General features: G+C 37.1%; 21 protein-coding genes and 1 tRNA gene. 14 read left to right on the forward strand and 8 right to left on the reverse strand.

What is annotated here, in order from left to right:
• Nucleotides 1–444: a ribose 5-phosphate isomerase B gene (gene rpiB / locus G3I01_RS04895; protein WP_219551620.1), complete on the reverse strand. Its 444-nt coding sequence runs from the start codon at nucleotides 442–444 to the stop codon at nucleotides 1–3.
• A gap of 514 nt (nucleotides 445–958) precedes the next feature.
• Nucleotides 959–1,201: a DUF2007 domain-containing protein gene (locus G3I01_RS04900; RefSeq protein ID WP_219551622.1), complete on the reverse strand. Its 243-nt coding sequence runs from the start codon at nucleotides 1,199–1,201 to the stop codon at nucleotides 959–961.
• A 418-nt stretch (nucleotides 1,202–1,619) separates the two neighbouring features.
• On the opposite strand from G3I01_RS04900, the gene rnr reads away from it, so the two are divergent.
• Complete coding sequence (rnr, locus tag G3I01_RS04905; RefSeq protein WP_219551624.1) at nucleotides 1,620–3,818, forward strand: ribonuclease R; 2,199 nt, start codon at nucleotides 1,620–1,622, stop codon at nucleotides 3,816–3,818.
• Nucleotides 3,819–3,915: 97 nt separating this feature from the next.
• A complete protein-coding gene (locus G3I01_RS04910; protein ID WP_219551626.1) occupies nucleotides 3,916–4,650 on the forward strand; it encodes a LysE family transporter in 735 nt (244 codons plus the stop codon).
• Nucleotides 4,651–4,716: 66 nt separating this feature from the next.
• Here G3I01_RS04910 and G3I01_RS04915 read toward each other — a convergent pair.
• Nucleotides 4,717–4,787: transfer RNA gene (locus G3I01_RS04915), tRNA-Cys, on the reverse strand.
• Nucleotides 4,788–4,838: 51 nt separating this feature from the next.
• Nucleotides 4,839–5,195 (reverse strand): dihydroneopterin aldolase, encoded by a 357-nt coding sequence (gene folB / locus G3I01_RS04920; protein WP_219551628.1) that lies wholly within the window; start codon nucleotides 5,193–5,195, stop codon nucleotides 4,839–4,841.
• A gap of 270 nt (nucleotides 5,196–5,465) precedes the next feature.
• Here folB and G3I01_RS04925 point away from each other — a divergent pair, with 270 nt between their 5' ends.
• The 4 genes from G3I01_RS04925 to G3I01_RS04940 all read left to right on the forward strand — a co-directional run bounded on the left by G3I01_RS04925 (nucleotide 5,466) and on the right by G3I01_RS04940 (nucleotide 8,244).
• On the forward strand, nucleotides 5,466–7,145 hold the full coding sequence (locus G3I01_RS04925) for a glutamine--tRNA ligase/YqeY domain fusion protein (protein WP_219551630.1): 1,680 nt from the start codon (nucleotides 5,466–5,468) through the stop codon (nucleotides 7,143–7,145).
• Between the two features lie 125 nt (nucleotides 7,146–7,270).
• On the forward strand, nucleotides 7,271–7,645 hold the full coding sequence (locus G3I01_RS04930; RefSeq protein WP_219551632.1) for a YtxH domain-containing protein: 375 nt from the start codon (nucleotides 7,271–7,273) through the stop codon (nucleotides 7,643–7,645).
• Nucleotides 7,646–7,651: 6 nt separating this feature from the next.
• Nucleotides 7,652–8,011: a phage holin family protein gene (locus G3I01_RS04935; RefSeq protein WP_219551634.1), complete on the forward strand. Its 360-nt coding sequence runs from the start codon at nucleotides 7,652–7,654 to the stop codon at nucleotides 8,009–8,011.
• Nucleotides 8,011–8,244, forward strand: coding sequence for a DUF6327 family protein (locus tag G3I01_RS04940; protein WP_219551636.1), 234 nt, complete (start codon nucleotides 8,011–8,013; stop codon nucleotides 8,242–8,244). The genes G3I01_RS04935 and G3I01_RS04940 overlap by 1 nt, the downstream gene beginning before the upstream one ends.
• Nucleotides 8,245–8,288: 44 nt before the next feature.
• Here the strand turns inward: G3I01_RS04940 and G3I01_RS04945 are convergent, their stop codons facing one another.
• Together G3I01_RS04945 and gltX are read right to left on the reverse strand one after the other, a co-directional pair.
• The gene (locus G3I01_RS04945) at nucleotides 8,289–9,257 is read right to left on the reverse strand and encodes an SPFH domain-containing protein (protein ID WP_219551638.1); all 969 of its coding nucleotides are present in this window, start codon (nucleotides 9,255–9,257) and stop codon (nucleotides 8,289–8,291) included.
• A 119-nt stretch (nucleotides 9,258–9,376) separates the two neighbouring features.
• The gene (gltX, locus tag G3I01_RS04950) at nucleotides 9,377–10,894 is read right to left on the reverse strand and encodes a glutamate--tRNA ligase (protein ID WP_219551640.1); all 1,518 of its coding nucleotides are present in this window, start codon (nucleotides 10,892–10,894) and stop codon (nucleotides 9,377–9,379) included.
• A 118-nt stretch (nucleotides 10,895–11,012) separates the two neighbouring features.
• Between gltX and G3I01_RS04955 the strand changes: the two genes are divergently transcribed.
• The 5 genes from G3I01_RS04955 to G3I01_RS04975 all read left to right on the forward strand — a co-directional run bounded on the left by G3I01_RS04955 (nucleotide 11,013) and on the right by G3I01_RS04975 (nucleotide 18,235).
• Complete coding sequence (locus tag G3I01_RS04955; RefSeq protein ID WP_219551642.1) at nucleotides 11,013–14,258, forward strand: DUF4175 family protein; 3,246 nt, start codon at nucleotides 11,013–11,015, stop codon at nucleotides 14,256–14,258.
• Complete coding sequence (gene ybeY, locus G3I01_RS04960) at nucleotides 14,239–14,673, forward strand: rRNA maturation RNase YbeY (protein WP_219551644.1); 435 nt, start codon at nucleotides 14,239–14,241, stop codon at nucleotides 14,671–14,673. Before G3I01_RS04955 ends, ybeY begins: the two co-directional genes overlap by 20 nt.
• Nucleotides 14,674–14,689: 16 nt before the next feature.
• Nucleotides 14,690–16,561, forward strand: coding sequence for a tRNA uridine-5-carboxymethylaminomethyl(34) synthesis enzyme MnmG (mnmG, locus tag G3I01_RS04965; RefSeq protein ID WP_219551646.1), 1,872 nt, complete (start codon nucleotides 14,690–14,692; stop codon nucleotides 16,559–16,561).
• A gap of 38 nt (nucleotides 16,562–16,599) precedes the next feature.
• A complete protein-coding gene (locus G3I01_RS04970) occupies nucleotides 16,600–17,469 on the forward strand; it encodes a class I SAM-dependent methyltransferase (RefSeq protein WP_257710773.1) in 870 nt (289 codons plus the stop codon).
• A 211-nt stretch (nucleotides 17,470–17,680) separates the two neighbouring features.
• The gene (locus G3I01_RS04975; RefSeq protein ID WP_219551648.1) at nucleotides 17,681–18,235 is read left to right on the forward strand and encodes an OmpH family outer membrane protein; all 555 of its coding nucleotides are present in this window, start codon (nucleotides 17,681–17,683) and stop codon (nucleotides 18,233–18,235) included.
• Nucleotides 18,236–18,305: 70 nt separating this feature from the next.
• On the opposite strand, the gene G3I01_RS04980 is transcribed toward G3I01_RS04975, so the two are convergent.
• A complete protein-coding gene (locus G3I01_RS04980; RefSeq protein WP_219551650.1) occupies nucleotides 18,306–18,701 on the reverse strand; it encodes a DoxX family protein in 396 nt (131 codons plus the stop codon).
• 2 nt (nucleotides 18,702–18,703) lie between these two features.
• Nucleotides 18,704–19,861 (reverse strand): DNA polymerase III subunit delta', encoded by a 1,158-nt coding sequence (locus tag G3I01_RS04985; protein WP_219551652.1) that lies wholly within the window; start codon nucleotides 19,859–19,861, stop codon nucleotides 18,704–18,706.
• A gap of 74 nt (nucleotides 19,862–19,935) precedes the next feature.
• Between G3I01_RS04985 and G3I01_RS04990 the strand changes: the two genes are divergently transcribed.
• Genes G3I01_RS04990 through G3I01_RS05000 form a run of 3 tightly spaced genes read left to right on the forward strand, consistent with a single transcriptional unit; the run spans nucleotide 19,936 to nucleotide 23,759 of the window.
• The gene (locus G3I01_RS04990; RefSeq protein ID WP_219551654.1) at nucleotides 19,936–21,120 is read left to right on the forward strand and encodes a phosphoglycerate kinase; all 1,185 of its coding nucleotides are present in this window, start codon (nucleotides 19,936–19,938) and stop codon (nucleotides 21,118–21,120) included.
• Nucleotides 21,121–21,169: 49 nt separating this feature from the next.
• On the forward strand, nucleotides 21,170–22,756 hold the full coding sequence (locus G3I01_RS04995) for a lytic transglycosylase domain-containing protein (RefSeq protein ID WP_219551656.1): 1,587 nt from the start codon (nucleotides 21,170–21,172) through the stop codon (nucleotides 22,754–22,756).
• Between the two features lie 22 nt (nucleotides 22,757–22,778).
• Nucleotides 22,779–23,759, forward strand: a complete 981-nt coding sequence (locus tag G3I01_RS05000) for a DUF4837 family protein (protein WP_219551658.1) — start codon at nucleotides 22,779–22,781, stop codon at nucleotides 23,757–23,759.
• The last annotated feature ends 12 nt before the right edge of the window (nucleotides 23,760–23,771 follow it).

Raw genomic sequence — 23,771 nt, forward strand, 5'->3', positions numbered from 1 at the left:
TTATGAGCAGTATTTTTTTGCAGGGATCTTATCAACCCTTCTTTGATGGCGACCTCCTTCAAATTCAGTATTTACAAAAGTTTCCGTGATCTTTGTCGCTAGTTCTTCAGAAACAAATCTTGCTGGTATACTTAATACATTGGCATCATTATGCTCTCTGGCAAGCTTAGCTATCTCATCATTCCAGCAAAGAGCAGATCGCACTCCCTGATGTTTATTAGCAGTCATGTTTGCACCGTTACCACTACCACATATAATGATACCAAGATCGGCCTTTTTATTTTCTACATCTTCTGCCACCGGATGAACAAAATCTGGGTAATCTACACTCTCCTCAGAGTTTGTTCCATAATTAGTTACTGTATGACCCATGGATTCAAGTTTTTCCTTGATCATTTCTTTATAACCGGTACCGGCGTGGTCGTTTCCAATAGATATTTTCATAGTTGTATTGTTTGCGGCAAAGTTAAAAAAAGAGGCTGTTAACTAGCCTATTTTTGATTGTTAATTACTTTATCGAATAGCTTAGATTTCAAGGCTTTAATATTGACACATAATTGTTCAAAACATATGATGATTTAGTGAAAAAGAAATTTGTTTTATAAGATAATTTTAACAATAGCAACTTTAAACTGGATAAATCAAATTATAACTCTGGAATTTTTTAGATACTTATGAGCACTTAAAAACACGTTATTCACAATTGTTAACTTCTAACTTTTCAAGAAATAATATTAAATCAATTTTATGAACTTTTGTTAAGTAAATCTTAAAACACTAAGAATATCAATCACTTAAGAATTAACAGCTATGTTGATAAACTGTTAGCTAATGCTTACAAGTGAAATACCAAACAAACTTCATTTTAATTGTTCTACAAATTAACACGCCATCATATAACATCATTTTAATTTTTTAAAAAAGAAGAAAAGATAAATATGATATATAATGTTTATAACTAAACGATCCTTAGATGGGAAGATTTGTCATTTAAAGAATCTATTATTTGTTTTGCTTTAGAACTATCTGCCGGGTGGACCATAAGTCTTATTCCGCCGAAAGCGACAGAGGATAGAGGTAAAAGACCAATTAAGGTTTCATTCTGGAAATAATAACGCAGGCCGGCATCTTCGAATTTAAGTTTAAGAACAAAATATTCGTATGGATAGGTAAAAGTAGCCAGGCATATATAATCTTTCATATGTAAAGGATTAACCTAACTAAAGATAGGTTTTATTCCTGATAAGTAGATGCAATGGGAGAGGTAGCCGGCTTATCATCCTGGAAGAATTCAGTTTTCTTGTCTAATGATCTGTTGATGGAAGTCACAACGAAGATTATTCCGAAAATAAATATCAGAAAAAATAAAACTGAGAATTTGGCTGACTTGCTGACTTTCATAATATTAAAACAAATATAGGGTCAAGTAGTCGGGGGGAATGTTAAAGTAAAATTAAGAAAAAATTAAGAATGATTACAAAATTATTCTAAAAAAAATCTAAAAATTGATCTTAGCCCTAATAACTATCATCTTAGAGCCTAGTGAGTTAACAAAACTTTAAACTGAAATCCTGTGTGAGTGATTATAATGGCGTAATTTTATCGTATACTAGTTGATAATGAAGAAACAGAAAAAGAATAAACCAAAAATACAGGGCAATCTTTCCAGAAGTATCATCGATATACTTCGAAACAATTCCGGAAAAACATATAACTACAAACAAATTGCTTCCATTCTGGGAGTAAATGATGCCAGTAGCAGAAATCAAATAATTAAAAAACTGGCACAATTGGCAGCAAAAAAGGAAATTCAGGAAGTAGATCGTGGAAAATTCATGATCGAAGGAAATAAGAATTATTACACAGGCGTACTTGATCTTACAACCAAAGGATATGGTTATGTAATGGTGGAGGAGTTTGCCGATGATATTTTTATTGCGCAAAAGGACCTTAATGCAGCTTTTGATGGTGATACCGTAGAGATCTATGTTTATAACCGCAGGAGAAGAAAAAGGTCTGAAGGAGAAATTACCAAGATTTTAAAAAGAAAAAGAACTGAATTTGTTGGCACTCTTCAACAGAAAAAAGATTTCGGTTTTGTAGTGATTGATGACAAATCCATGTATACCGATTTCTTTGTATCTGGAAATAAACTGAATGGTGCTCAAAATGGAGACAAAGTGGTAGTGGAATTTGAAGAATGGCCAGATAAGGCCGATTCTCCATTCGGAAAGATCACCAGGGTTCTTGGAACTCCTGGAGAACATCATACCGAAATTCACTCAATTCTTGCCCAATATGGTTTGCCACATGATTTTCCTGAAGAAGTTGAAGAATTTGCCAATCAGATAGATACTTCGATAAACGAGGAAGAGATCAATAAACGAAGGGACATGCGTGACGTATTGACCTTTACCATAGATCCAAAAGATGCAAAAGATTTTGATGATGCCTTAAGTTTTCAGAGACTTGAAAATGGGAATTACGAGATAGGAATCCACATAGCAGATGTTTCACATTACCTTCAACCGGGTACAATCCTGGATGAAGAAGCTTATGAACGTGCAACTTCTGTATACCTGGTAGATAGGGTTGTACCTATGTTGCCTGAAATATTATCGAATAACGCCTGTTCATTAAGGCCAAAAGAAGAAAAATTTACATTTTCTGCAATTTTCGAAATTGATGATAACGCTCAGGTGAAGAACCAGTGGTTTGGAAGGACAGTGACATATTCTGATGAGCGTTTTGCTTATGAGGAAGCTCAGCATATTATCGAAACCGGAACTGGAACAATTCCAGACGATGTTTCTATTAGAAAACATGCCTACAGTGTTCGTGGCGCCCTGGTAGAGGCCGTAGTAACTCTAAACAGGCTGGCCAAAAAAATGCGATCAAGAAGAATGCGCGATGGTGCAATTTCTTTTGATAAAGTGGAGGTCAAGTTCAATTTGAATGAAGAAAATGAACCTGTTGGAGTTTTCTTTAAAACCGCCAAAGATGCCAACAAACTTATTGAAGAATTCATGTTATTGGCCAATAGGAGAGTTGCTGAATTCATCGGGAAACAAAGCCCAAAAAAGACTTTTGTTTACAGATGTCATGATGAACCTGATGATCAAAAATTAGCTGCTTTACAAACTATCGTAGGCAGGTTTGGACATAAACTGAACCTTAAAGATCGTAGTACTACCACTTCTTCTTTAAATAAATTATTGGAGGATGTTCAAGGCAGGAAAGAGCAGAACATGGTGGATACTTTAGCTATTAGAACCATGAGTAAGGCCTATTACGGGACTGAAAATATTGGGCATTATGGTCTAGCCTTCGATTATTACACACATTTTACCTCACCAATTCGTAGATATCCCGATGTAATGGTTCACAGGTTGCTTCAGCATTATCTTGACGGAGCAAAATCTGCCAGCGAGGAAGAATATGAATCTAAATGTCACCATAGTAGTGAAATGGAAAACCTGGCTACCAATGCCGAAAGGGATTCTATCAAATACATGCAGGTGAAATTTATGCAGGATCATGAAAATGAGGAATTCCTTGGAGTAATTTCTGGTGTAACCGAATGGGGAATCTTTGTAGAGATCGTTGAGAACAAATGTGAAGGGATGATCCGTTTAAGAGATATGAACGATGATCATTATGAATATAATCCTGATGAATTTGCGGTAACAGGCAAAAGAACTGGACAAACCTACACCTTAGGGGACGAAGTATATGTAAAGGTTAAAAATGCTGATCTAGTTAGACGACATCTTGATTTCACCCTTTTGGGCAACCGACAGGAAGTAGAAGCTAATTGATATCAAACCGAGGGTAAACTACTTTAAATTAGGCTTTAACAGGTCTCGGTTCTTCTAAAAGAACAAAAAGTTTACATTTGCATAACAACTCTACTGTATGCTACAGGACGTTTTAGCTGCCCTACCACTAGGAATTTTTCTGGCTTTTTTATTTGGGCCGGTATTTTTCGTATTACTCGAAACTGCCGCCATTAAAGGGTTTAGGGCTGCTTTCTCTTTAGATATTGGAGTTATCCTGGCAGATCTGGTCTTTATTACCATCGCCTATTTTAGTACTACAAAATTATTGGAAAGATTAAAGGATGATCCCGCCTTGTTTATTTTTGGAGGGATGATCCTTGCTACCTACGGTTTGATGAGTTTTATACAAACCAAAAAAGTACTTCATACAGACGAAGAAACTCCTGAAATTAGAAAACTAGGTAAAAGTGCCTATTTTAACTTGTGTGCGAAGGGTTTTCTGCTCAATTTTATCAATATTGGTGTTCTGGGCTTCTGGTTGGGAGTAATCATCGTATTTGGCCCTAAATTGGATATGGAGCCTGAAAGGATCTCTGTTTTCCTTGGGAGTGTATTAATTACTTACCTGGTAGTGGATGTCGCAAAAATTCTTCTCGCTAAAAAACTCAATAGAAAGCTAACTCCAAATCGTATTTATGTGATGAAGAAGGCTATAAGTGTTTTGCTTATAGTATTTGGGGGAGTACTTATATTTCAGGGTTTATTTCCAAATCAGGTAGATGAGATCAAGGATCAGATAGAAGAAATTACGCCTAATGATTCTCTAATTGGTAAACTGGAGCATTTCGTAGAGCCGGAAGACAGGAGATAAATATAGGTTTAGAACAATAAATCTTCACAAATAAAAAAAGCTCCCTGGTTTACAGGAAGCTTTTTGAGGCATCGAGCGGATTCGAACCGCTGTACAAGGTTTTGCAGACCTCTGCCTAGCCACTCGGCCACGATGCCCTATATTGGGTTGGCAAATGTAATAAAAATTTTAAGTTTCAAAACTAAAATCTACCGGGATTTGGTTCTACTAACCGTAACCATAGCCACATTACCGCCAATAGGGGGGTTGATCTTAGAAACATCTACTTTAGCCTTTTGTACCATAATGAGTTCATCCATAATACGTTTCAGGATCCTTTCGGCAACTGTTTCAAGCAATTTGGAACGAATCGCCATTTCTTCCTTCACTATTTTATTTAGATGCACATAGTCTATAGTATCACTAAGTTTATCTGTTTTTGCAGAATGCGAAAGATCTCCATGTACTTTTAGGTCTACCCGGTAATCACTTCCTATTTTGCTTTCTTCATCAAGACATCCATGATATGAGAAAACCTTGATATTGTTCAATTTTATTACTCCCACACTTATTTTTTTACAAAGATAAAGGCTCTGAGGTTGTTTTCAATTATTGAATTAATTTTTCTGATTTCACTTCTGAAATATTTTGAAAAAAACACTCTAAGGAATACAGTAAACCCTGAATATGCTGAGAATAAAATGATTTTGAAGATATACTTCATGCCTGGAAGTGGTTAATATTTTCAAGTTATTGAATTTTACTGATACTAATAGGCTTAACCTGACGGTATCGACTTAAATTTTGATAAATTTGCCTTTTATTTTAAATCAGTTATGGCCGAAGGAAAAAAGTCGCTTAATTTCATTGAGCAAATCATAGAAGAGGATCTTAGTAATAATTATAAAAAAGAGGACCTGAAATTCAGGTTCCCGCCAGAACCAAACGGTTATTTACATATTGGACACGCATCTTCAATCTGTCTTAATTTTGGACTTGGAGAAAAGTATGATGCCCCGGTAAATCTTCGTTTTGATGATACAAATCCGGCCAAAGAAGAGCAGGAATATGTAGATGCTATAAAAGCCGATATCGAATGGCTTGGTTATAAATGGGCAGAAGAATGCTACGCTTCAGATTATTTTCAGCAGTTATACGACTGGGCGGTAGAAATGATCCAAAATGGTGATGCTTATGTAGACAGCCAGACTTCTGAAGAGATCGCTGAACAAAAAGGAACTCCAACTCAGCCTGGAACCGATAGTCCTTATAGAAATCGTTCAGTTGAAGAAAATCTTGAGCTTTTCGAAAAAATGAAGAATGGCGACACACCAGAAAAAGGTGATGTTTTAAGGGCTAAAATTAGCATGGGAGCTTCAAATATGTTGATGAGGGACCCTGTAATGTACAGATGTTTGCATAAAAGCCATCACCGTACCGGGACAGACTGGAAGATATATCCAATGTATGACTGGGCGCATGGTGAAAGTGATTTTATCGAGCAGGTTTCACATTCTTTCTGTACCCTTGAATTCCTTCCGCACCGTGAATTATATAACTGGTTTATCAAGAAAGTAAGTAAACCGGGAGATTTTGAACCTAAACAACGTGAGTTCGCCAGGAGAAATCTTAGCCACACTGTCGTTAGTAAGAGAAAACTTCTGCAACTGGTAGAGAAGGGGATCGTGGATTCCTGGGATGATCCAAGAATGCCAACAATATCTGGTTTAAGAAGAAGAGGTTATACACCAGATTCTATTAGAAAATTCGCCGATTCAATTGGAGTCGGAAAAAGAGAGAATTTAATCGATGTTTCTCACCTGGAATTTTGTGCCAGGGAAGATCTTAATAAGGTTGCTCCCCGTGTAATGGGTGTTCTGGATCCTGTAAAACTGGTCATCACTAATTATCCTGAGGGAGAAGAAGAGTGGCTTGAGGCTGAAAATAATCCTGAAGACGAATCTGCAGGAAGCAGAGAAGTTCCTTTTTCGCGTGAATTGTATATAGAGCAGGAAGATTTTAAGGAAAGTGCCAATAGAAAATTCTTCAGATTAACCTTAGGAAAAGAAGTAAGGTTGAAAAATGCCTATATCATCAAAGGAGAAGATGTAGAAAAGGATTCCGAAGGAAATATTACAGAGATCCATTGTACCTACGATCCTAAAAGTAAAAGTGGAAGTGGTACTGAAGAATCTTTAAGGAAGGTAAAGGGTACTTTGCACTGGGTATCTGTAAAACACGCGATCGAGGCTGAAGTTAGGCTTTATGACAGGTTGTTTACTGAAGAGACACCAGATGGAGTAAAGGATAAGGATTATCTAGATTTTGTGAATCCAGAATCGTTGAAAGTTGTTACCGGTTATCTGGAACCAAGCCTTAAAGATGCTAAAATACAGGACAAAGTACAGTTTCAAAGGATTGGTTATTTCTGTGTAGACAAAGATTCAACTGCAGCAAAGCCTGTTTTTAATAGAACCGTTAGCCTGCGTGATTCCTGGGCCAAGATCAAGAATTAGCCAGATTATTTGTATTTTAAGAATAATTTAGCACAGAATTTTTAACATATTAACCGGTTGTTAACAACCTATGGCATATGCAACTGTTACCTTTGAGAGAATAATAACTTAAAATTCAAAAACTTATGGCAAATACAGGAAATACACTTTTAGCATTAATTACAGGAGCTGCGATAGGCGCCGGAGTAGGATTATTATATGCTCCAGATAGCGGAGAAAAAACTCGCAAAAAGCTTAAAAAGGATGCTCAAAAGGCTCAGGATAACCTTAATAAGCGTTATCATGAAACAAGTTCTAATCTAAGCGAAAAGGCTAAGAAAGCTAGAGTGGATTTTGAGGAGAGATTAGAAGAGACCTTATCTTCTGCAAGTCATAAAGCAGATGATATATTGGCTGCAATGGAGAATAAACTTGAGGAATTAAGAAAACAAAATGCTAAATTGCAAAAAGATAAAACAGGCAAATCCTCTGGAAGCTCTCCAGATAAAGCAGTAGTATAATCTTTTATGGCATTTGAAAAACTATCCAACAGTGTTCACGATTTAAACAATAATGTTCAGTCTTTCTTACATAGTAATTCTGAATATTATAAACTAAAGGCCTTTAAACAGGGGATGAAGGGAGCAACAGCTCTTGTTCGTTTTCTGATAATGGCATTTTTGCTGAGTACTGCAGGGGTGATGATTTCTTTTGCCCTGGCTATAGTCATTAGCCAAGCGATTGGGGTTCCAAGTTCCGGTTATTTTATTGTAGGCGGATTTTACCTGATTGTATTTGTATTGATATTCATCTTTGGAAAAGAACCTATAGAGAAATTAGTTTTAAGAAAATTCTCTAAAGCGGTATTTAACGATAAAGACGACTAATGAGAGTATATTCATCTTTTGAGGAAATTGATAAAGATCTGAAGATCCTGAAGCTTCAGACCGAAATAGACAAGGAAGAGATCAAGCTAAGTATTGATCAAACCAAAGAAAGTCTATCCCCGGTTTCGCTTATTGGAAGTACTATTGGGTCTATTATCCAAAAGGCTTTGGTTTTAAAAGCGGTTTCTAAGATAATAGGAGTGAAGAAGGTTATTGCTTCAACTAAGGAATAACTTTTTATATTAAAAATTTGATAAAGCCCCGATTGGGGCTTTTTTTATGCTTCATCGTTATCTCTGTTCCTGTCTTTTCTGGTTTTACCGGCTTGTTTTCGGTTCTGTTCTTTCATTGCTTCTCCTATTTGATTTGATGCGGTAAAGGATGCCACCATATTATTTAGCATATCGCTACCCGCCTGGGGAGAATTGGGTAATAAAATAAGATTGGAATTTGTCTCTTCACCTATGGCCTGCAGTGTGTCATAATGCTGCGTAACCACTATCAAGGCGGAAGCTTCCTGGGAATTAATGCCAACATTATTTAGAACATCCACACTTTCTTCCAGTCCTCTCGCAATCTCACGTCTCTGATCTGCAATACCCTGTCCCTGTAAACGCTTGCTTTCTGCTTCTGCCCTGGCTTTAGCCACGATCTTGATTCGGTCAGCCTCGGCATCATATTCTGCAGCAACTTTTTCTCTTTCCGCAGCATTTATTCGGTTCATGGCGGCTTTTACCTGCACATCTGGGTCTATATCTGTCACCAGAGTTTTAATTATATCGTATCCGTAAGACTGCATGGCTTCGTTCAATTCACGATTTACGGCAATAGCGATGTCATCTTTACGTTCAAAAACATCATCCAGCTTCATTTTAGGTACTTCTGCACGCACAACGTCGAATACATAGGCTGTTATCTGGTCGTGAGGACTTTCGAGCTTGTAGAAGGCATCATATACATTATCTTTCCGAACCTGAAATTGAACCGAAATCTTAAGTTTCACAAAAACGTTATCCTTAGTCTTTGTTTCTACCATCACATCCAGTTGCTGAACTTTTAAATTTATTCTTCCCGCTACCTGATCTATAAACGGAATTTTAAGTTGTAAACCAGAGCTCCTAATGCTTGTGAATTTTCCAAAACGCTCTATAATGGCAGATGTTTGTTGTTTCACGATAAAGATCCCGGAAAAAATTACCAGGATCATGAGGACCACAAGAATGGGTATAAAAATTAAATTAAGCATGGTGTAATTATTAAATTATGAATGCTTCAATTTAAGAATAAAAGGTTGAAACCTTATAAAATAAAAAAATCCGGATTTGAAGATTCCAAATCCGGATTTTAGTAGAATTATTATTTATGCTAGGATAAAGTTTCTGTAGCTTTTTTTATCCTGCTTAAAGTTTCATCTTTTCCTACGAATTCAGCAATTTTATAAAGGTCGGGGCCTTGCAGAGCTCCAACCAAAGCAACGCGCAAAGGCATCATAACCTTACCAAAGCCAATTTCCTTGCTTTTTATCCAGCCTTTTACAGTTTCTTGGAGGCTTTCTGCTTCAAAATTATTAACCGTTTTTAGGAATTCATGGAGTTCATTCAGCAATTCATTGGTATCTTCCTTCCAGGCTTTTTTTGAATCCTTCGGATCGAATGAAGTAGGGGCGACGAAGAAAAAATATCCCTGTTCCCAGAAATCCTCAACAAAAACAGTTCGTTCTTTAATTAAAGCAACCACATCTGCGATATACTTTTTATCTGCCTTGATCTCTTTTTTATGAAGTTCCTTTTCAAATTCATCGGCTAAATAAGCATTATCTGATTGCTGCATATAGTGCTGCTGGAACCATTTAGTTTTTTCAGGATCAAATTTAGCGCCTCCTTTATGCACACGTTCCAGTTCAAAGGTTTGGCAAAGTTCTTCAAGTTTAAAGAATTCCTGTTCTGTTCCTGGGTTCCATCCTAAAAAGGCCAGCATATTTACTACGGCTTCCGGGAAATAACCTTCCTCGCGGTAACCAGTAGAGATATCTCCAGATTTTGGATCTTTCCATTCTAAAGGAAATACCGGGAATCCCATTTTTTCACCATCTCTTTTACTTAATTTCCCTTTACCCTGAGGTTTGAGAATAAGCGGAAGATGAGCAAATTCTGGTGCATCCCAGCCAAATGCACGGTAAAGCATATAGTGTAAAGCCAAAGATGGCAGCCATTCTTCTCCACGAATTACATGCGTGATCTCCATTAAATGGTCGTCTACGATATTTGCCAGGTGATAGGTAGGCATCCCGTCGCTCTTAAAAAGAACTTTATCGTCGAGGATATTGGTATCGATTTCCATATCACCTCGAATCACATCTTTTAGTTGAAGAGTTTCATCCTGTGGAGATTTAAAGCGGATCACATAAGCTTCCTCAGCATCCAGTTTTTCCTGCACCTCTTCTTGAGAAAGTGACAGGGAATTTTTTAATTTCTGGCGATTGTGCCAGTTATAGATAAAGGTTTTCCCTTTTTCTTCATGATCTTTTCTATGCTCGTCAAGTTCATCTGCGGTATCGAACGCATAATAGGCGTTACCAGATTCTATTAGTTTTTCAGCATATTCACGATACTTATCTTTTCGCTCACTTTGTCTGTAAGGACCAAATCCTTTTTCCTTTCCCGGGCCTTCATCATAAGGGATTCCACACCAGTTTAGAGATTCTATGATATAATCTTCTGCTCCTTCTACAAACCGGTTCTGATCTGTATCTTCAATTCTTAATACAAAATCACCACCGTGTTTTTTGGCGAACAAATAATTATATAAGGCAGTTCTTACACCACCAATATGTAATGGTCCTGTTGGGCTGGGAGCAAATCTTACTCTTACTTTAGAAGACATGTTATTTAAATTTTTGTGAGCAAAGATACAACCTTATTAATCCAATCCTAAACCCTGAATCATACATCCTGAATAAGTACTAATTTTATTGTATTTTTAAGGAAACATTGCATTGAAAATGGGGAATTTTGGGCTGGTGCAGCAAAAATTGGAAGCTTTTATTAAAAAGTATTATCTCAACCTAATACTTAAAGGGAGCATACTGTTTTTGGCTACCGGACTTCTTTATTTTCTGTTGGTAATAGGTTTGGAGTATTTTCTATGGCTTTCAACAACGGGTAGAAGTATTCTCTTCTGGTTATTCGTCTTGGTAGAAGTTCTGCTGCTCTTTAATTTCGTCGGGATTCCTTTGTTCAAACTTCTTAAGATCTCCAAAGGGATTGATGAATACAAAGCCTCAAAGATCATTGGAAAGCATTTTCCAGAAGTGAACGACAAGCTTACGAACTTACTTCAGCTAAAAAACAATTCGCGACAAAGTGATCTTTTGCTAGCTAGTATAGATCAACGTTCCCGGGAACTTACTCCCGTTCCATTTTCTGGAGCTATAGATCTAAAAGAAAATAAAAAGTATCTACGTTTTGTGGTTCTGCCATTATTGATCATTCTAGGTTTGTTTGCTGCCGGAAAAGCCGAGGTGATCACCAAAAGTTTCAGCAGGATCTCAGACTATAATACTACTTATTTAAAACCCGCACCTTTTCAATTTCTAATTCAGAACAATGAGTTGGAAGTAAGGGAAGGGGAGCCCTTTAAATTGCAAGTGAGAACTGTTGGAGATTACAACCCTGAAAGCGTGCAAATCCTTCTTGATGGAAATGAAAATTTTATGAAACAGACTGCACCCGGGATTTTCGAATATACAATTTCGGGAATGTCAGAGGACATAGAATTTCAGCTAAGGTCTAACGAGGTTTCTTCAGGAGAGTATAAAGTTGAAGTGATCAAGGTTCCCAAATTATTGAATTTTGAAATGGATCTTGATTATCCTTTATATACAGGTTTAAATGATGAAAAACTTTCAGGAACAGGAAATATCACCATTCCTGAAGGCACTATTATCAACTGGAATTTTAATACCAGGAATACTGAATATATCAACTTTAAAATTCCAGATTCTGCTATTCAGGTTAGAGCACAAAATAATCAGGCTAATTTGAAAAGAAAATTAGTTTCTAACCTTAACTATTCGGTAAGTGCTTCCAATAATCTAGTTAAGGATTTTGAAAATCTGGACTATTCGGTCAGAGTAATTAAAGATCAATATCCGGAGATTAGTGTTATTTCAGAAAGGGATAGTTTAAATACTGATATTCAATATTTTAAAGGTGAAATTTCGGATGATTATGGGTTAAGTAGGCTTGAACTGGTCTATTTTACTGAAGAAACCGAAGAAAAGCCCAATAGAGTGGCAATTCCGGTTTCGAAGGAGAGTTATGATGAATTTCATTTCAGTTTTCCCGGAAATCTTGAATTAAAGCCAGGGAACAGTTATAATTACTATTTCAGGGTTTTTGATAATGACGCCGTCAATGGAGCGAAATCTTCCCGTTCGGCTACATTTTCTTATCGAGAAAAGACAATGGAAGAATTGGAAAATGAACAATTGCAAGAGCAGAATGACGCCATTAAAAATATCGGGGAGAAATTAGAGGAGTATGAAAAATCTGACGAGGAGTTAAAGGAGATCTCTAAACTTGAAAAGGAAAAAGAGGAACTTAATTATAACGAAAGAAAAAAGCTGGAGGAGTTTTTAAAGCGACAAAAGCAGCAAAATGAAATGATGAAAACCTATTCTGAAAAGCTGGAAAAAAGTTTTCAGAAAAATGATGATCAGGAAAATTCTCCGATGGAAGAAGAATTAAAAAAGAGGTTGGAAAATAATGAAAAGCGATTGGAAGCAAATGAAGAATTGTTGAAAGAGCTGGAAGAATATTCTGAAAAGATCCAGAAAGAAGATCTTGGAAAAAAACTAGAGGAACTATCAAAACAAAACAAAAATAATCAGAGGAATCTAGAACAACTTTTAGAACTGACCAAACGCTATTACGTAGAAGAGAAAAAACAAAAATTGGGTCGCGATCTTGAGAAGCTTTCAGATGAACAGGAAGAACTTTCAGAAAAAGCAGATGAAAATAATACCGAGAAGCAAGAGCAAATTAATGAGGATTTTGAAAAGTTCAGAGATCAAATGGATGAACTTGAGAAGGAGAATGAAAAATTAAAACAACCTCAGGAACTGGATAGGGAAGAGGTAGAAGAAGAAAGTATTAAAAAAGATCAAAAGGAGGCCACCGAAAGTTTGCAACAGAATAATAAACCTCAAGCAAAACCAAAACAAAAGGATGCTGCCAAGAAGATGAAACAAATGAGCCAGCGGATGCAGCAATCTTCTATGATGCAACAACAGGAGCAACTTGAAGCAGATGCTGAAACCTTAAGACAGATACTGGATAACCTTATGGTTTTCTCTTTTGAACAGGAGGATCTTTTAAATGAATTCAAGGTTATACAACAGAGCAATCCAAAATATGCTGGAAAACTTAAAGAGCAGAGTAATCTAAGGGAAAATTTCAGGCATATTGACGATAGCCTATATATGCTGGCTATGAGAAATCCCATGGTGAATGAGGTCATCACCGATAAGCTAACTAATATAGAATTTGATATAGAAAAGTCCATTGAGAGACTTTCAGAAAATGAAATTCCACAGGGAACTTCCAGTCAGCAGTATGTTGTTACAGGAGCTAATGATCTTGCAAATTTATTAGATCAAATACTTGGCTCTATGCAACAGATGATGGCTAATCCTCAATCTGGAAATGGTAATGGCGGTCAGGAATTTCAACTTGAGGATATCATAGAACAACAGCAGCAGCTTTCAGAAAAGATGAAAGAAAAGTCTAACGGCGAAAAGGAGCAAAAGCAAGGTCAGCGACAGAGTGAAGGCGAAGGTCAAAGTGGGGAGCTATATGAGATCTATAAAGAGCAACAGATGCTACGTATGCAAATGGAACAATTAATGCAGGAGAATGGAATGAAATCTGGCGACGCGACAGTGGAGGAAATGAAACGTATAGAAGAGCAACTGTTGGATAAAGGATTTGATCCTGAGACTGCAAGGAGGATGCAACAACTGCAATACGAATTGCTTAAATTCGAAAAGGCACGAAAACTTCAGGGAACCGATGATAAACGAAAATCTGAAACCAATAGATTAGAGTATGAGAACGGTCTTAACAATCAGATTGATAGGGCTAAAGAATATTTCAATTCTACTGAAATTTTAAACAGACAAACCTTACCTTTGCGCCAAATTTACAAAGAGAAAGTAAAGGACTATTTTGGAAAAGGGAGAGATTAACTTTTTTAGTGAAAATGATTTTAACCTGGAGCAGGAAAATGATTTTCGAAATTGGGTGGAACGCGTCATAGAATCGGAAAATAAATATGTTGGTGATATAAATTTTATTTTCTGCGACGACAAATACCTACTCGATATAAACGTAAAATATCTCGACCATGATACCTACACGGATATTATTAGTTTTGATAATGGGATAGGAAATACTTTACACGGAGACATTTTTATAAGCACCGAAAGGGTAGAAGAAAATGCTTCAAATTTCAATGTAGATTTTTTAGAAGAATTAAAGCGGGTCGTGATTCACGGCGTATTACATTTTTGCGGATATCAGGATAAATCTGAAAGGGATAAGGAATTGATGCGACGCAAGGAAGAAGAAAAAATCAAATTGTTCCACGTGGAACAATCATAAAAAATTAGATCAGGATATGTTCGATAAGCAATATGATGTTATTGTTGTTGGAGCGGGGCATGCCGGAAGTGAGGCAGCTGCTGCAGCCGCAAATATGGGTAGCAAAACCCTTCTTATAACCATGAATCTTCAAAACATTGCTCAAATGAGTTGCAACCCTGCAATGGGTGGTATCGCGAAGGGGCAGATTGTTAGAGAGATCGATGCTATGGGAGGTTATAGTGGTATTGTGAGTGATACCAGTGCTATCCAGTTCAAGATGCTTAATAAATCTAAAGGACCTGCTATGTGGAGTCCGAGAGTGCAAAGTGACCGAATGAGGTTCGCTGAGGACTGGAGGATCAAACTGGAGCAAACACCAAACCTTGATTTTTATCAGGAAATGGTAGCTGGTCTAATTATAAAAAATGATAAGGTTGTTGGAGTTCGTACCTCTCTCGGGCTTGAAATAATGGCTAAATCTGTAGTATGTACCAACGGTACTTTCTTGAATGGATTGATCCATATTGGAGACAAACAATTCGGCGGAGGTAGAGCAGGAGAAAGAGCCGCAACCGGAATCACGAAAGATCTAATCGATGTTGGTTTTGAAGCCGGCAGAATGAAAACAGGAACCCCACCAAGAGTAGATGGAAGATCACTGGATTATTCTAAAATGGTGGAACAACCGGGAGATGATATTCCCGGGAAATTTTCATTCTCAGACGAGACCAAACCACTTACTAAACAACGTTCCTGTCACATGACCTATACGTCCAATGAGGTGCATGAAATTCTAAAGGAAGGATTTGACAGGTCTCCAATGTTTAATGGTAGAATTAAAAGTATGGGACCAAGATATTGTCCTTCTATAGAGGATAAAATAAATCGTTTTGCAGATAAGGACAGGCATCAACTTTTCGTGGAGCCTGAAGGATGGAATACGGTTGAAGTATATGTAAATGGATTCTCAACTTCGTTGCCAGAGGATGTTCAGTTTAAAGCTTTACGTTCTGTAGAAGGATTCGAAAATGTGAAATTCTTCCGTCCGGGTTATGCTATAGAATATGATTATTTTCCACCTACACAGTTAAAGCATACTTTAGAAACTAAGCTTGTAGAAGGTTTATATTTTGCTGGACAGATCAACGGAACGACAGGTTATGAAGAAGCAGCCTGCCAGGGAATGATGGCTGGTATAAATGCTGCTTTAAAAGTTCAGGAAAGGGATGAGTTTATCCTTAAACGTAATGAAGCTTATATAGGTGTTCTTATAGATGATCTAATTACTAAAGGTACAGAAGAGCCATATAGAATGTTTACATCACGTGCAGAATACAGAACTTTATTAAGACAGGATAACGCTGATTTCAGGTTAACCGAAAAGTCTTATAATTTAGGTCTGGCATCTGAAGAAAGGATGCGCAAAATGGAACAGAAAAAAGATAAGTCTTTTAAATTTGTTCAGTTTTTGAAAGATCTTAGTGTGGTTCCTGAAGAAGCAAATCCGGTTCTGGAGAAAAGAAAATCTTCCCCAATGAAACAAAGTGATAAGGTCTTTAAAGTTTTTTCCAGGCCACAGATTACGATGGAAGATGTGAAGAATTTTAGTGGGGTAGAGGAGTTCATTTCTGAAAATGATCTTGATGAAGAGATGATCGAGCAAACCGAAATTCAGGTGAAATATTCTGGATATATCCAAAAGGAAAAAAATAATGCTGATAAACTTAACCGTTTGGAGGATATCAGAATTCCAAATAATTTTGATTACTCAAAGATCAAATCCATGTCTTACGAAGCGAGGGAAAAATTGAAAAAAGTTCAGCCAACAACAATTTCCCAGGCTTCAAGAATCAGCGGGGTGAGTCCAAATGATATTTCGGTCTTACTGGTTTATATGGGTAGGTAATTTTCCAATGTTCCACGTGGAACATAGCAATTGAATTATTGATTACAGCAGAAAAAAAATATAACACTCAGGTCAAGGATGAGCCAAAAATGGTTTGCAAAGATCATTTGGTAACGGGAGAAGAATTTCAGATTTCAGAATATGAAAATGGAATTCTAAGAACAGAACCTGTTCCTTCAGATCTTGGTAAATATTACGAGAGTGATAACTATATTTCTCATAGCGATTCCAAAAGCGGTTTACAGGATAAGGTTTATCAACTTGTGAAATCTCACATGCTTTCTAAAAAAGCGAATTGGGTGAGAAGGTATTTTAAGCAGGGGGATATTTTAGATTTTGGAGCGGGTACTGGAGAGTTTTTAAATAAGATGAAAAAGTTCCTCTGGAATGTAGACGGTGTGGAACCAAATAAAACTGCCCGGGACCTTGCCATCTTAAAAGGCCTGAATTTGAAACCAGATCTTTCTGAACTTAGGATTAAGACATTTGATGTTATAAGTTTGTGGCATGTTTTGGAACATCTGCCAGATCTAGAAAAAAAGATCCTGGAATTTTATGATCTTTTAAATGAGGATGGTATTTTGATTATCGCGGTTCCCAATCACAGATCTTATGATGCTGAATTTTATAAAGAGGATTGGGCGGCCTGGGATGTGCCTAGACACCTCTGGCATTTTTCGAGAGCTGGTCTTACGGAAAAATTTTGTGGATTCAATTTTGAGCTGGTAGATGAAAAACCCTTAAAATTCGATTCTTATTATGTGAGCCTGTTAAGTGAAAAAAATAAAAAATCTTCAACCAATCCTTTAAATGCATTATATCGAGGATTTGTCTCTAACCAGAGAGCCAGGCGGAATGGAGAGTATTCTTCTATCGCTTATTTCTTTAAGAAGACACCTAAAACTTAATTTAAGCCGTTTTCAGACGCTTTTACTCTTTTTAACTTGTCATTTATTAACTGTAAACCGGATAACCTCTTAAAAAGCCTAAAAAAGAGTCATTTTTTATAAGTGTATACTATATTAAATATAATAACCATAGAATTTTACTATTACTAATAAAAATAAGGCTTTGGTAGAAAAAATACTTTTATACATTTGCCTTTCAAAACAAAAACTTATGATCAAAAGATTTATTGGAGTTGCAGCAATTGCAATTATGATGGTTTCATGTAACGAGCAAAAAACTGCTTATGTAGATACCACAAAAATTGTTCAGGAATATAAAGAGATGAAAGATGTTGAAGCAGAGTTCACATCTAAATCAGATTCAGTTAGACAACAACTTGATTCTGTAGCTCGTGTTTTTCAGCAGGAAGTTCAGGCTTATCAGTCTGAGATGAATTCTATGTCTGATGCTCAGCGTAAGGAAAAGGAGCAGGAATTAATGCAAAAGCAACAAATGCTTCAGCAGCAACAGCAAATGCAGAGCAACCGACTTAGAGAGCAAAGTTCTGCCGTTATGGATTCTATCGTAACCAAGATCAAGGATTATGTAAAGGACTATGGTAAAGAAAATAACTATACCTATATATTTGGATCTAACGAGAGCGCAAATATCATGTATGCTGAAGAAGGACTGGATATAACTCAGGATATCCTGGATAAACTAAATGAGGAATATGGTGGTAATGATGCCGTAGAGACTGAAACTCCGGAAGAAGTAGAGGACTAGATCTAACTTCATATCAAATAAAAAAGCTTCAGAATCATCTGAAGCTTTTTTTATTCTGTTTAATTGGAGATTAACTCAAAATATAAACTCCGAACATACAAACAATAAAATAACCGGTAAGAGTAAATGCTCCGGCATAATCCTTGGCTACTCTCTGTCCGAATAATAGCATTAATAAAGTGATACAAGACAGCACACAGGTGTAAAGTGCTACATTGGACTCAATACCTGCCAGAATATGGTAAAGGCTTAAAATAGCCATTAGACCCGTGATGACTTCAATGACTAAAATAATGCCGACCATCAAGGGAACTATTCCTGATAGGATGGTGCCAGAAAAATGATCTTTTAGCCATCCTGTATTTCCACCCCAGTCTGTAGCTTTATCTATTCCAGATTGCAGAAAAGTGATCAGGATAAAAAGAAGGATGAGGATTTCGGTAAAATTTGAGGTAATGTTTTCCATATTTAAGCGGCTTTTTTATGTAAAAATCTAGTTAGTTTTATAGAAAGATCAGTAAGGATTATTTTAGCATTACCGTTCCGTTCTATATGATAAATAGCTTTTTCAAGGGCATCTGTAATTTCCATAATATTATTCCCATGAACAAAAGGAGCGAAATTTTCCAATTTGAATTTTTCAGCAGTAGGTTCAAGGTAAACCAGGGTTTTGGCCTTATAATTCATTAGAAGAGACTGGCGGAAAAAATCCATACAGTATAAAAGAAAACTTTTTTGGGTTTCTCGCCCAAGTGCTGCAATTTCTTCACTCCAGGCCACCAGTTCCAAAACAGTAGATTTATTTCCTTTAGCTTTAAAAGCACTTCTTATCCAGCTAATGAACCAGGCTTCAAATTGTTCATCACCGGCATTCTTTTTTAAAATGTGAGTAGCCTTGGTATAATCTCCATTGGCCTGGTGAGCGATTTTTTTTGCAAGAGATTCATCACAGCCTTCACGCTCCATAAGTGCTTTAGAAATATCTGCTTCGCTCAAAGGCGGGAAATGCAGACTCTGGCAGCGGGAGCGTATGGTTTGAATAATGTTCTCTTCATCTTCTGCCACTAGTATAAAAACTGTATTCTTTGGAGGCTCTTCAATGAGTTTAAGTAATTTATTGGAGGCGGCAATATTCATTTTTTCAGCCATCCATATGATCATCACCTTAAAACCGCCTTCGTAAGCCTTTAAAGAAAGAGACTTCACGATATCCTGGGCCTCATAAACACTAATTTGTCCCTGTTTATTTTCGACCCCCAAATTCTGATACCAGTCATAAAGGCTTCCATATGGATTGTCCTTTACAAAACTTCTCCATTCCTCGAGAAAATGAGAGGAAACAGGGTTCTTTTTCACTTTTTCGTTAGCAGCTACCGGGAAGGCAAAATGCAGATCTGGATGTGATAAATTTCTGAATTTTAAGTTGCAGCTAGCAGCCTCTTCATTATTGTTTTCTCCATCTGTATTCTTACACAAAATATACTGTGCATAAGCTATAGCCATAGGCAGAACGCCACTTCCCGGTTGCCCTGTAAAAAGTTGGGCATGTGGAATTCGGTTTCTGTCTGCGGTGGTCGTCAGATGATTTTTTATGTGCGGAAGACCAATTACATCGTTAAAAAGCATAGGCAAATATAAAATTATATAGGCTTTATTATCTTCGGAAAAATTTATATTTGTAAGAAAGCAAAAGCAATACTATGAAAACTATAGACGATTACAATTTTAATAATAAAAGGGCACTTATAAGAGTTGATTTCAATGTTCCTCTAAATGAAGAGATGGAAGTGACCGATGCAAATCGAATTGAAGCAGCCAAGCCAACAATTATTAAAATTCTGGAAGATGGTGGTAGTGTTGTATTAATGTCACACCTGGGAAGGCCTAAAGGGAAAGAAAGTAAATTCTCTTTACAGCATATAACCGGGAAGGTTTCTGAAGTACTTGGTGTAAAAGTAAAATTCGTTGAGGATTGCGTAGGGGAAGAAGTTGAAAAAGCTGCAGCTAATTTACAGTCTGGAGAAGTTCTTCTTCTGGAAAACCTACGTTTTCATGAAGAGGAAACAAAAGGAGATGAACATTTCGCTGAACAACTTTCAAAGTTAGGCGATATTTACGTGAATGATGCCTTTGGAACAGCGCACAGAGCCCATGCCTCCACAACAGTGGTAGCAAAATTCTTTGAAGATAAATGTTTTGGTTATTTACTTGCTAAAGAGATAAAAAGTCTTGATAAGGTTTTAAACAGTAAAGAGAAACCTGTAACCGCAGTTCTTGGTGGAGCAAAAGTTTCTTCAAAAATCACTGTTATTGAAAACATACTTGATAAAATAGATCACCTTATTATTGGAGGTGGTATGACCTATACCTTCATTAAAGCCCAGGGAGGCCATATTGGAAATTCCCTGGTAGAAGATGATAAACAGGAACTTGCCCTTGAAATTCTAAAAAAGGCTAAGGAAAAAGGAGTTGAGGTACACCTTCCTGTAGATTCAATTATTGCCGACAGTTTTTCTGAACAGGCAAGTACTCAGACTGAAAGTGTGGATAATATTCCAGATGGCTGGATGGGATTGGATGTTGGTCCTCAAACCATTCAGAATTTTTCTGATATTATTAGTAAATCAAAGATCATTCTATGGAACGGACCTTTAGGGGTATTCGAAATGGATACTTTTGCGAAGGGAACCATCCAGTTGGGTGAAGCAATTGCTGAAGCTACTAAAGATGGTGCTTTCTCTTTAGTTGGAGGAGGTGATTCTGTTGCAGCTGTTAAAAAATTCGGACTCGAAGATAAGGTAAGCTACGTTTCTACTGGTGGTGGAGCGATGCTTGAAATGCTTGAAGGAAAATCCCTTCCGGGAATTGAAGCAATTAAAAAGTAAAGAGGTACGAAATTTGATTACTTTCCGTTCGTTAATGTAAAATGATTATATGCTGAAACGAAAATATTTTATGTTATTGCTCCTTGCCGGGATGTCTACCCTGGCACAGGAAAAGAAGGACAAGGAAAGAGTTGAAAAAGCGAATTTCAGGGTTCAGATATTTCAGAAGAGCGATGATACAGAGATCAAACTTGCACAACCAGATCCTGAATTTAGAGATAAGCTGCCAATTTCTGCCGCAATCAGGGATTCTTCCAAGGTAAAATTGGAGGATCTTCCTCAGGCAAAGACAATAGATTCTTTGTGGAAACTTGAACTTACCAATTCAGATCTTTTCGAGGATATGCAAAAAAGCATCCGCGAACAGGATTATGAAGATGTAGTCTATAAGGAGCTTCCAACTGATACGCTTAAAGCCAGGCTGGCAAAATTAAATGCCAGAACGCCTTTTAATATTGAATATAATCCAATTCTGGAAAGTGTTATAAAGTCCTATCTAAAGAGGAATAAACAGGGAATGGAGCGCTTAATGGCTTTAAGTTCCTATTATTTCCCGATGTTCGAACAGGAACTGGACAAATATGATATTCCTCTAGAGATAAAATACCTTGCGATCGTGGAATCTGCGCTTAATCCCAGGGCTAAATCCAGGGTAGGAGCAACGGGATTATGGCAATTTATGTTCACTACTGGGAAAATGCATGGTTTAGACGTGAGTTCTTATGTAGATGAACGTATGGACCCGGAAAGATCTACCGAAGCTGCTGCGCAATATTTAGCCAGCCTATATAAGGTTTTTGGTGATTGGGATCTGGTACTGGCTTCTTATAATTCTGGTCCAGGAAATGTATCTAAAGCCATTAGAAGAAGTGGTGGATCTACAGATTACTGGCAGTTAAGGCGATACCTTCCACGTGAAACGGCAGGTTATGTTCCGGCTTTCCTTGCTACCATGTATTTGTTTGAATATGCAGATGAGCATAATTTCCAACCTAAGAATCCTGATGTTGTCTATTTCGAAACCGATACTATTCAGGTAAAGCAATTGCTTACTTTTGATCAGATTTCCAAAGTTACTGGCGTTGAAAATGAAATGCTTCAATTTTTAAATCCAAGTTATAAGCTGGATATCATTCCATTTGTAGAGGATAAAAAGTATAGTCTAAGACTTCCTAAACCTGCCTCTGGAAAATTTGTTAGCAACGAGAGTGCTATCTATAATTTTGCTGAAACTCAGTTAGCTGAAGAAAAGAAGGAGCTTCCTAAGTATGTAGAGACAGAAGATCGAATTAGGTATAAGGTTAGACGGGGTGATTATCTTGGTAAGATAGCCGAACGTTATGGAGTAGGTGTAAGCAGCATTAGGAGATGGAATAATATGCGGGGCAATAACATTAGGGTAGGCCAATATCTTACGATCTATCCCAGGAAACCGGTAGAGGTTGCTAGTAGCAAAACACCTTCTGAGACTAAGAATAGTTCAAATCCAAGATTCTATACAGTAAAGAGTGGTGACTCCCTCTGGAGCATTTCAAAAAAGTTTCCGGGCGTTACGGTACAAAATTTGCGGTCATGGAATGATATGAACTCAAATAGTCTTAAACCGGGCATGAAAATCAAGATTTCCAAAGGTTAAGACACTAATCAAATCCGATATAATGAAACGTAGCCTAATCCTGCTTGCCAGTGTTTTTCTAATTTTTTCCTGCAATGACGGGAAAACCAAAAAAGAAAGTAGAATCCTTTCAGATTCCTCAGGGAATATCAATCAGTTAACCGTAGTAATAGAAAATGATCTTTGGGAGGGCGAAGTAGGAGAGGCAATAAGGACTAATTTTGCGGCTCCGGTAGATGGCTTGCCTCAGGAAGAGCCTTTATTCAGTTTAAGCCAGATCCCACCAGAAACTTTTTCAGGCTTTGTAAGAAACAGCCGTATCTTTTTAAAGATAGAAGATTCTACTCCTAAGGGGATGAATCTTTTCGAGGATGAATTTGCCCGGCCGCAAACCGGAGTTGTTCTAATGGGAGACAATTCTGAAGAGCTTGTAGAAGTGATAAATGAAAAGTCAGATTCTATCGTAAAGCTTCTTAAAAAGACTGAATTGACCGAAAAACAGCGCAGAATCCGTAAGTCTCTTAAGAAAGATGAAGCGCTAAGTGAGAAATTTGGCCTTACATTAAAATTCCCTTCAGCTTACAGATATGCTAAGGAGGCTGAAAATTTTTCCTGGATACGTAAAGAGATCCCAAAAGGAAGTATGGAGATCCTAGTTTATGAAGTTCCAATCAACCAGATCGAGAATGATTCAAGTGTCATTGCAAATATTATTGAGATGAGAGATTCTATTGGAGAAGCTCAGATTCCGGGCCGTTTGAAGGGGTCTTATATGATTACTGAAAAGGCTTATGCTCCTTATCTTTTTGAAACGGAAATAGACGGTAAATTTGCCTACGAAACCCGTGGAACCTGGGAAGTAGCCAATGATTTTATGGCTGGTCCTTTTGTAAACTACGCGGTGAAGGACAAAGAGAATAACCGTTTTGTTATCCTGGAAGGTTTTGTATTCTCTCCATCTAGAGGGAAACGGGATAATATATTCGAGCTGGATGCGATACTGCAATCTGCAGAATTTGAATAAATAAAAAACCCA

It is taken from the genome of Gramella sp. MT6, assembly GCF_019357415.1.
Classification (GTDB): Bacteria; Bacteroidota; Bacteroidia; order Flavobacteriales; family Flavobacteriaceae; genus Christiangramia.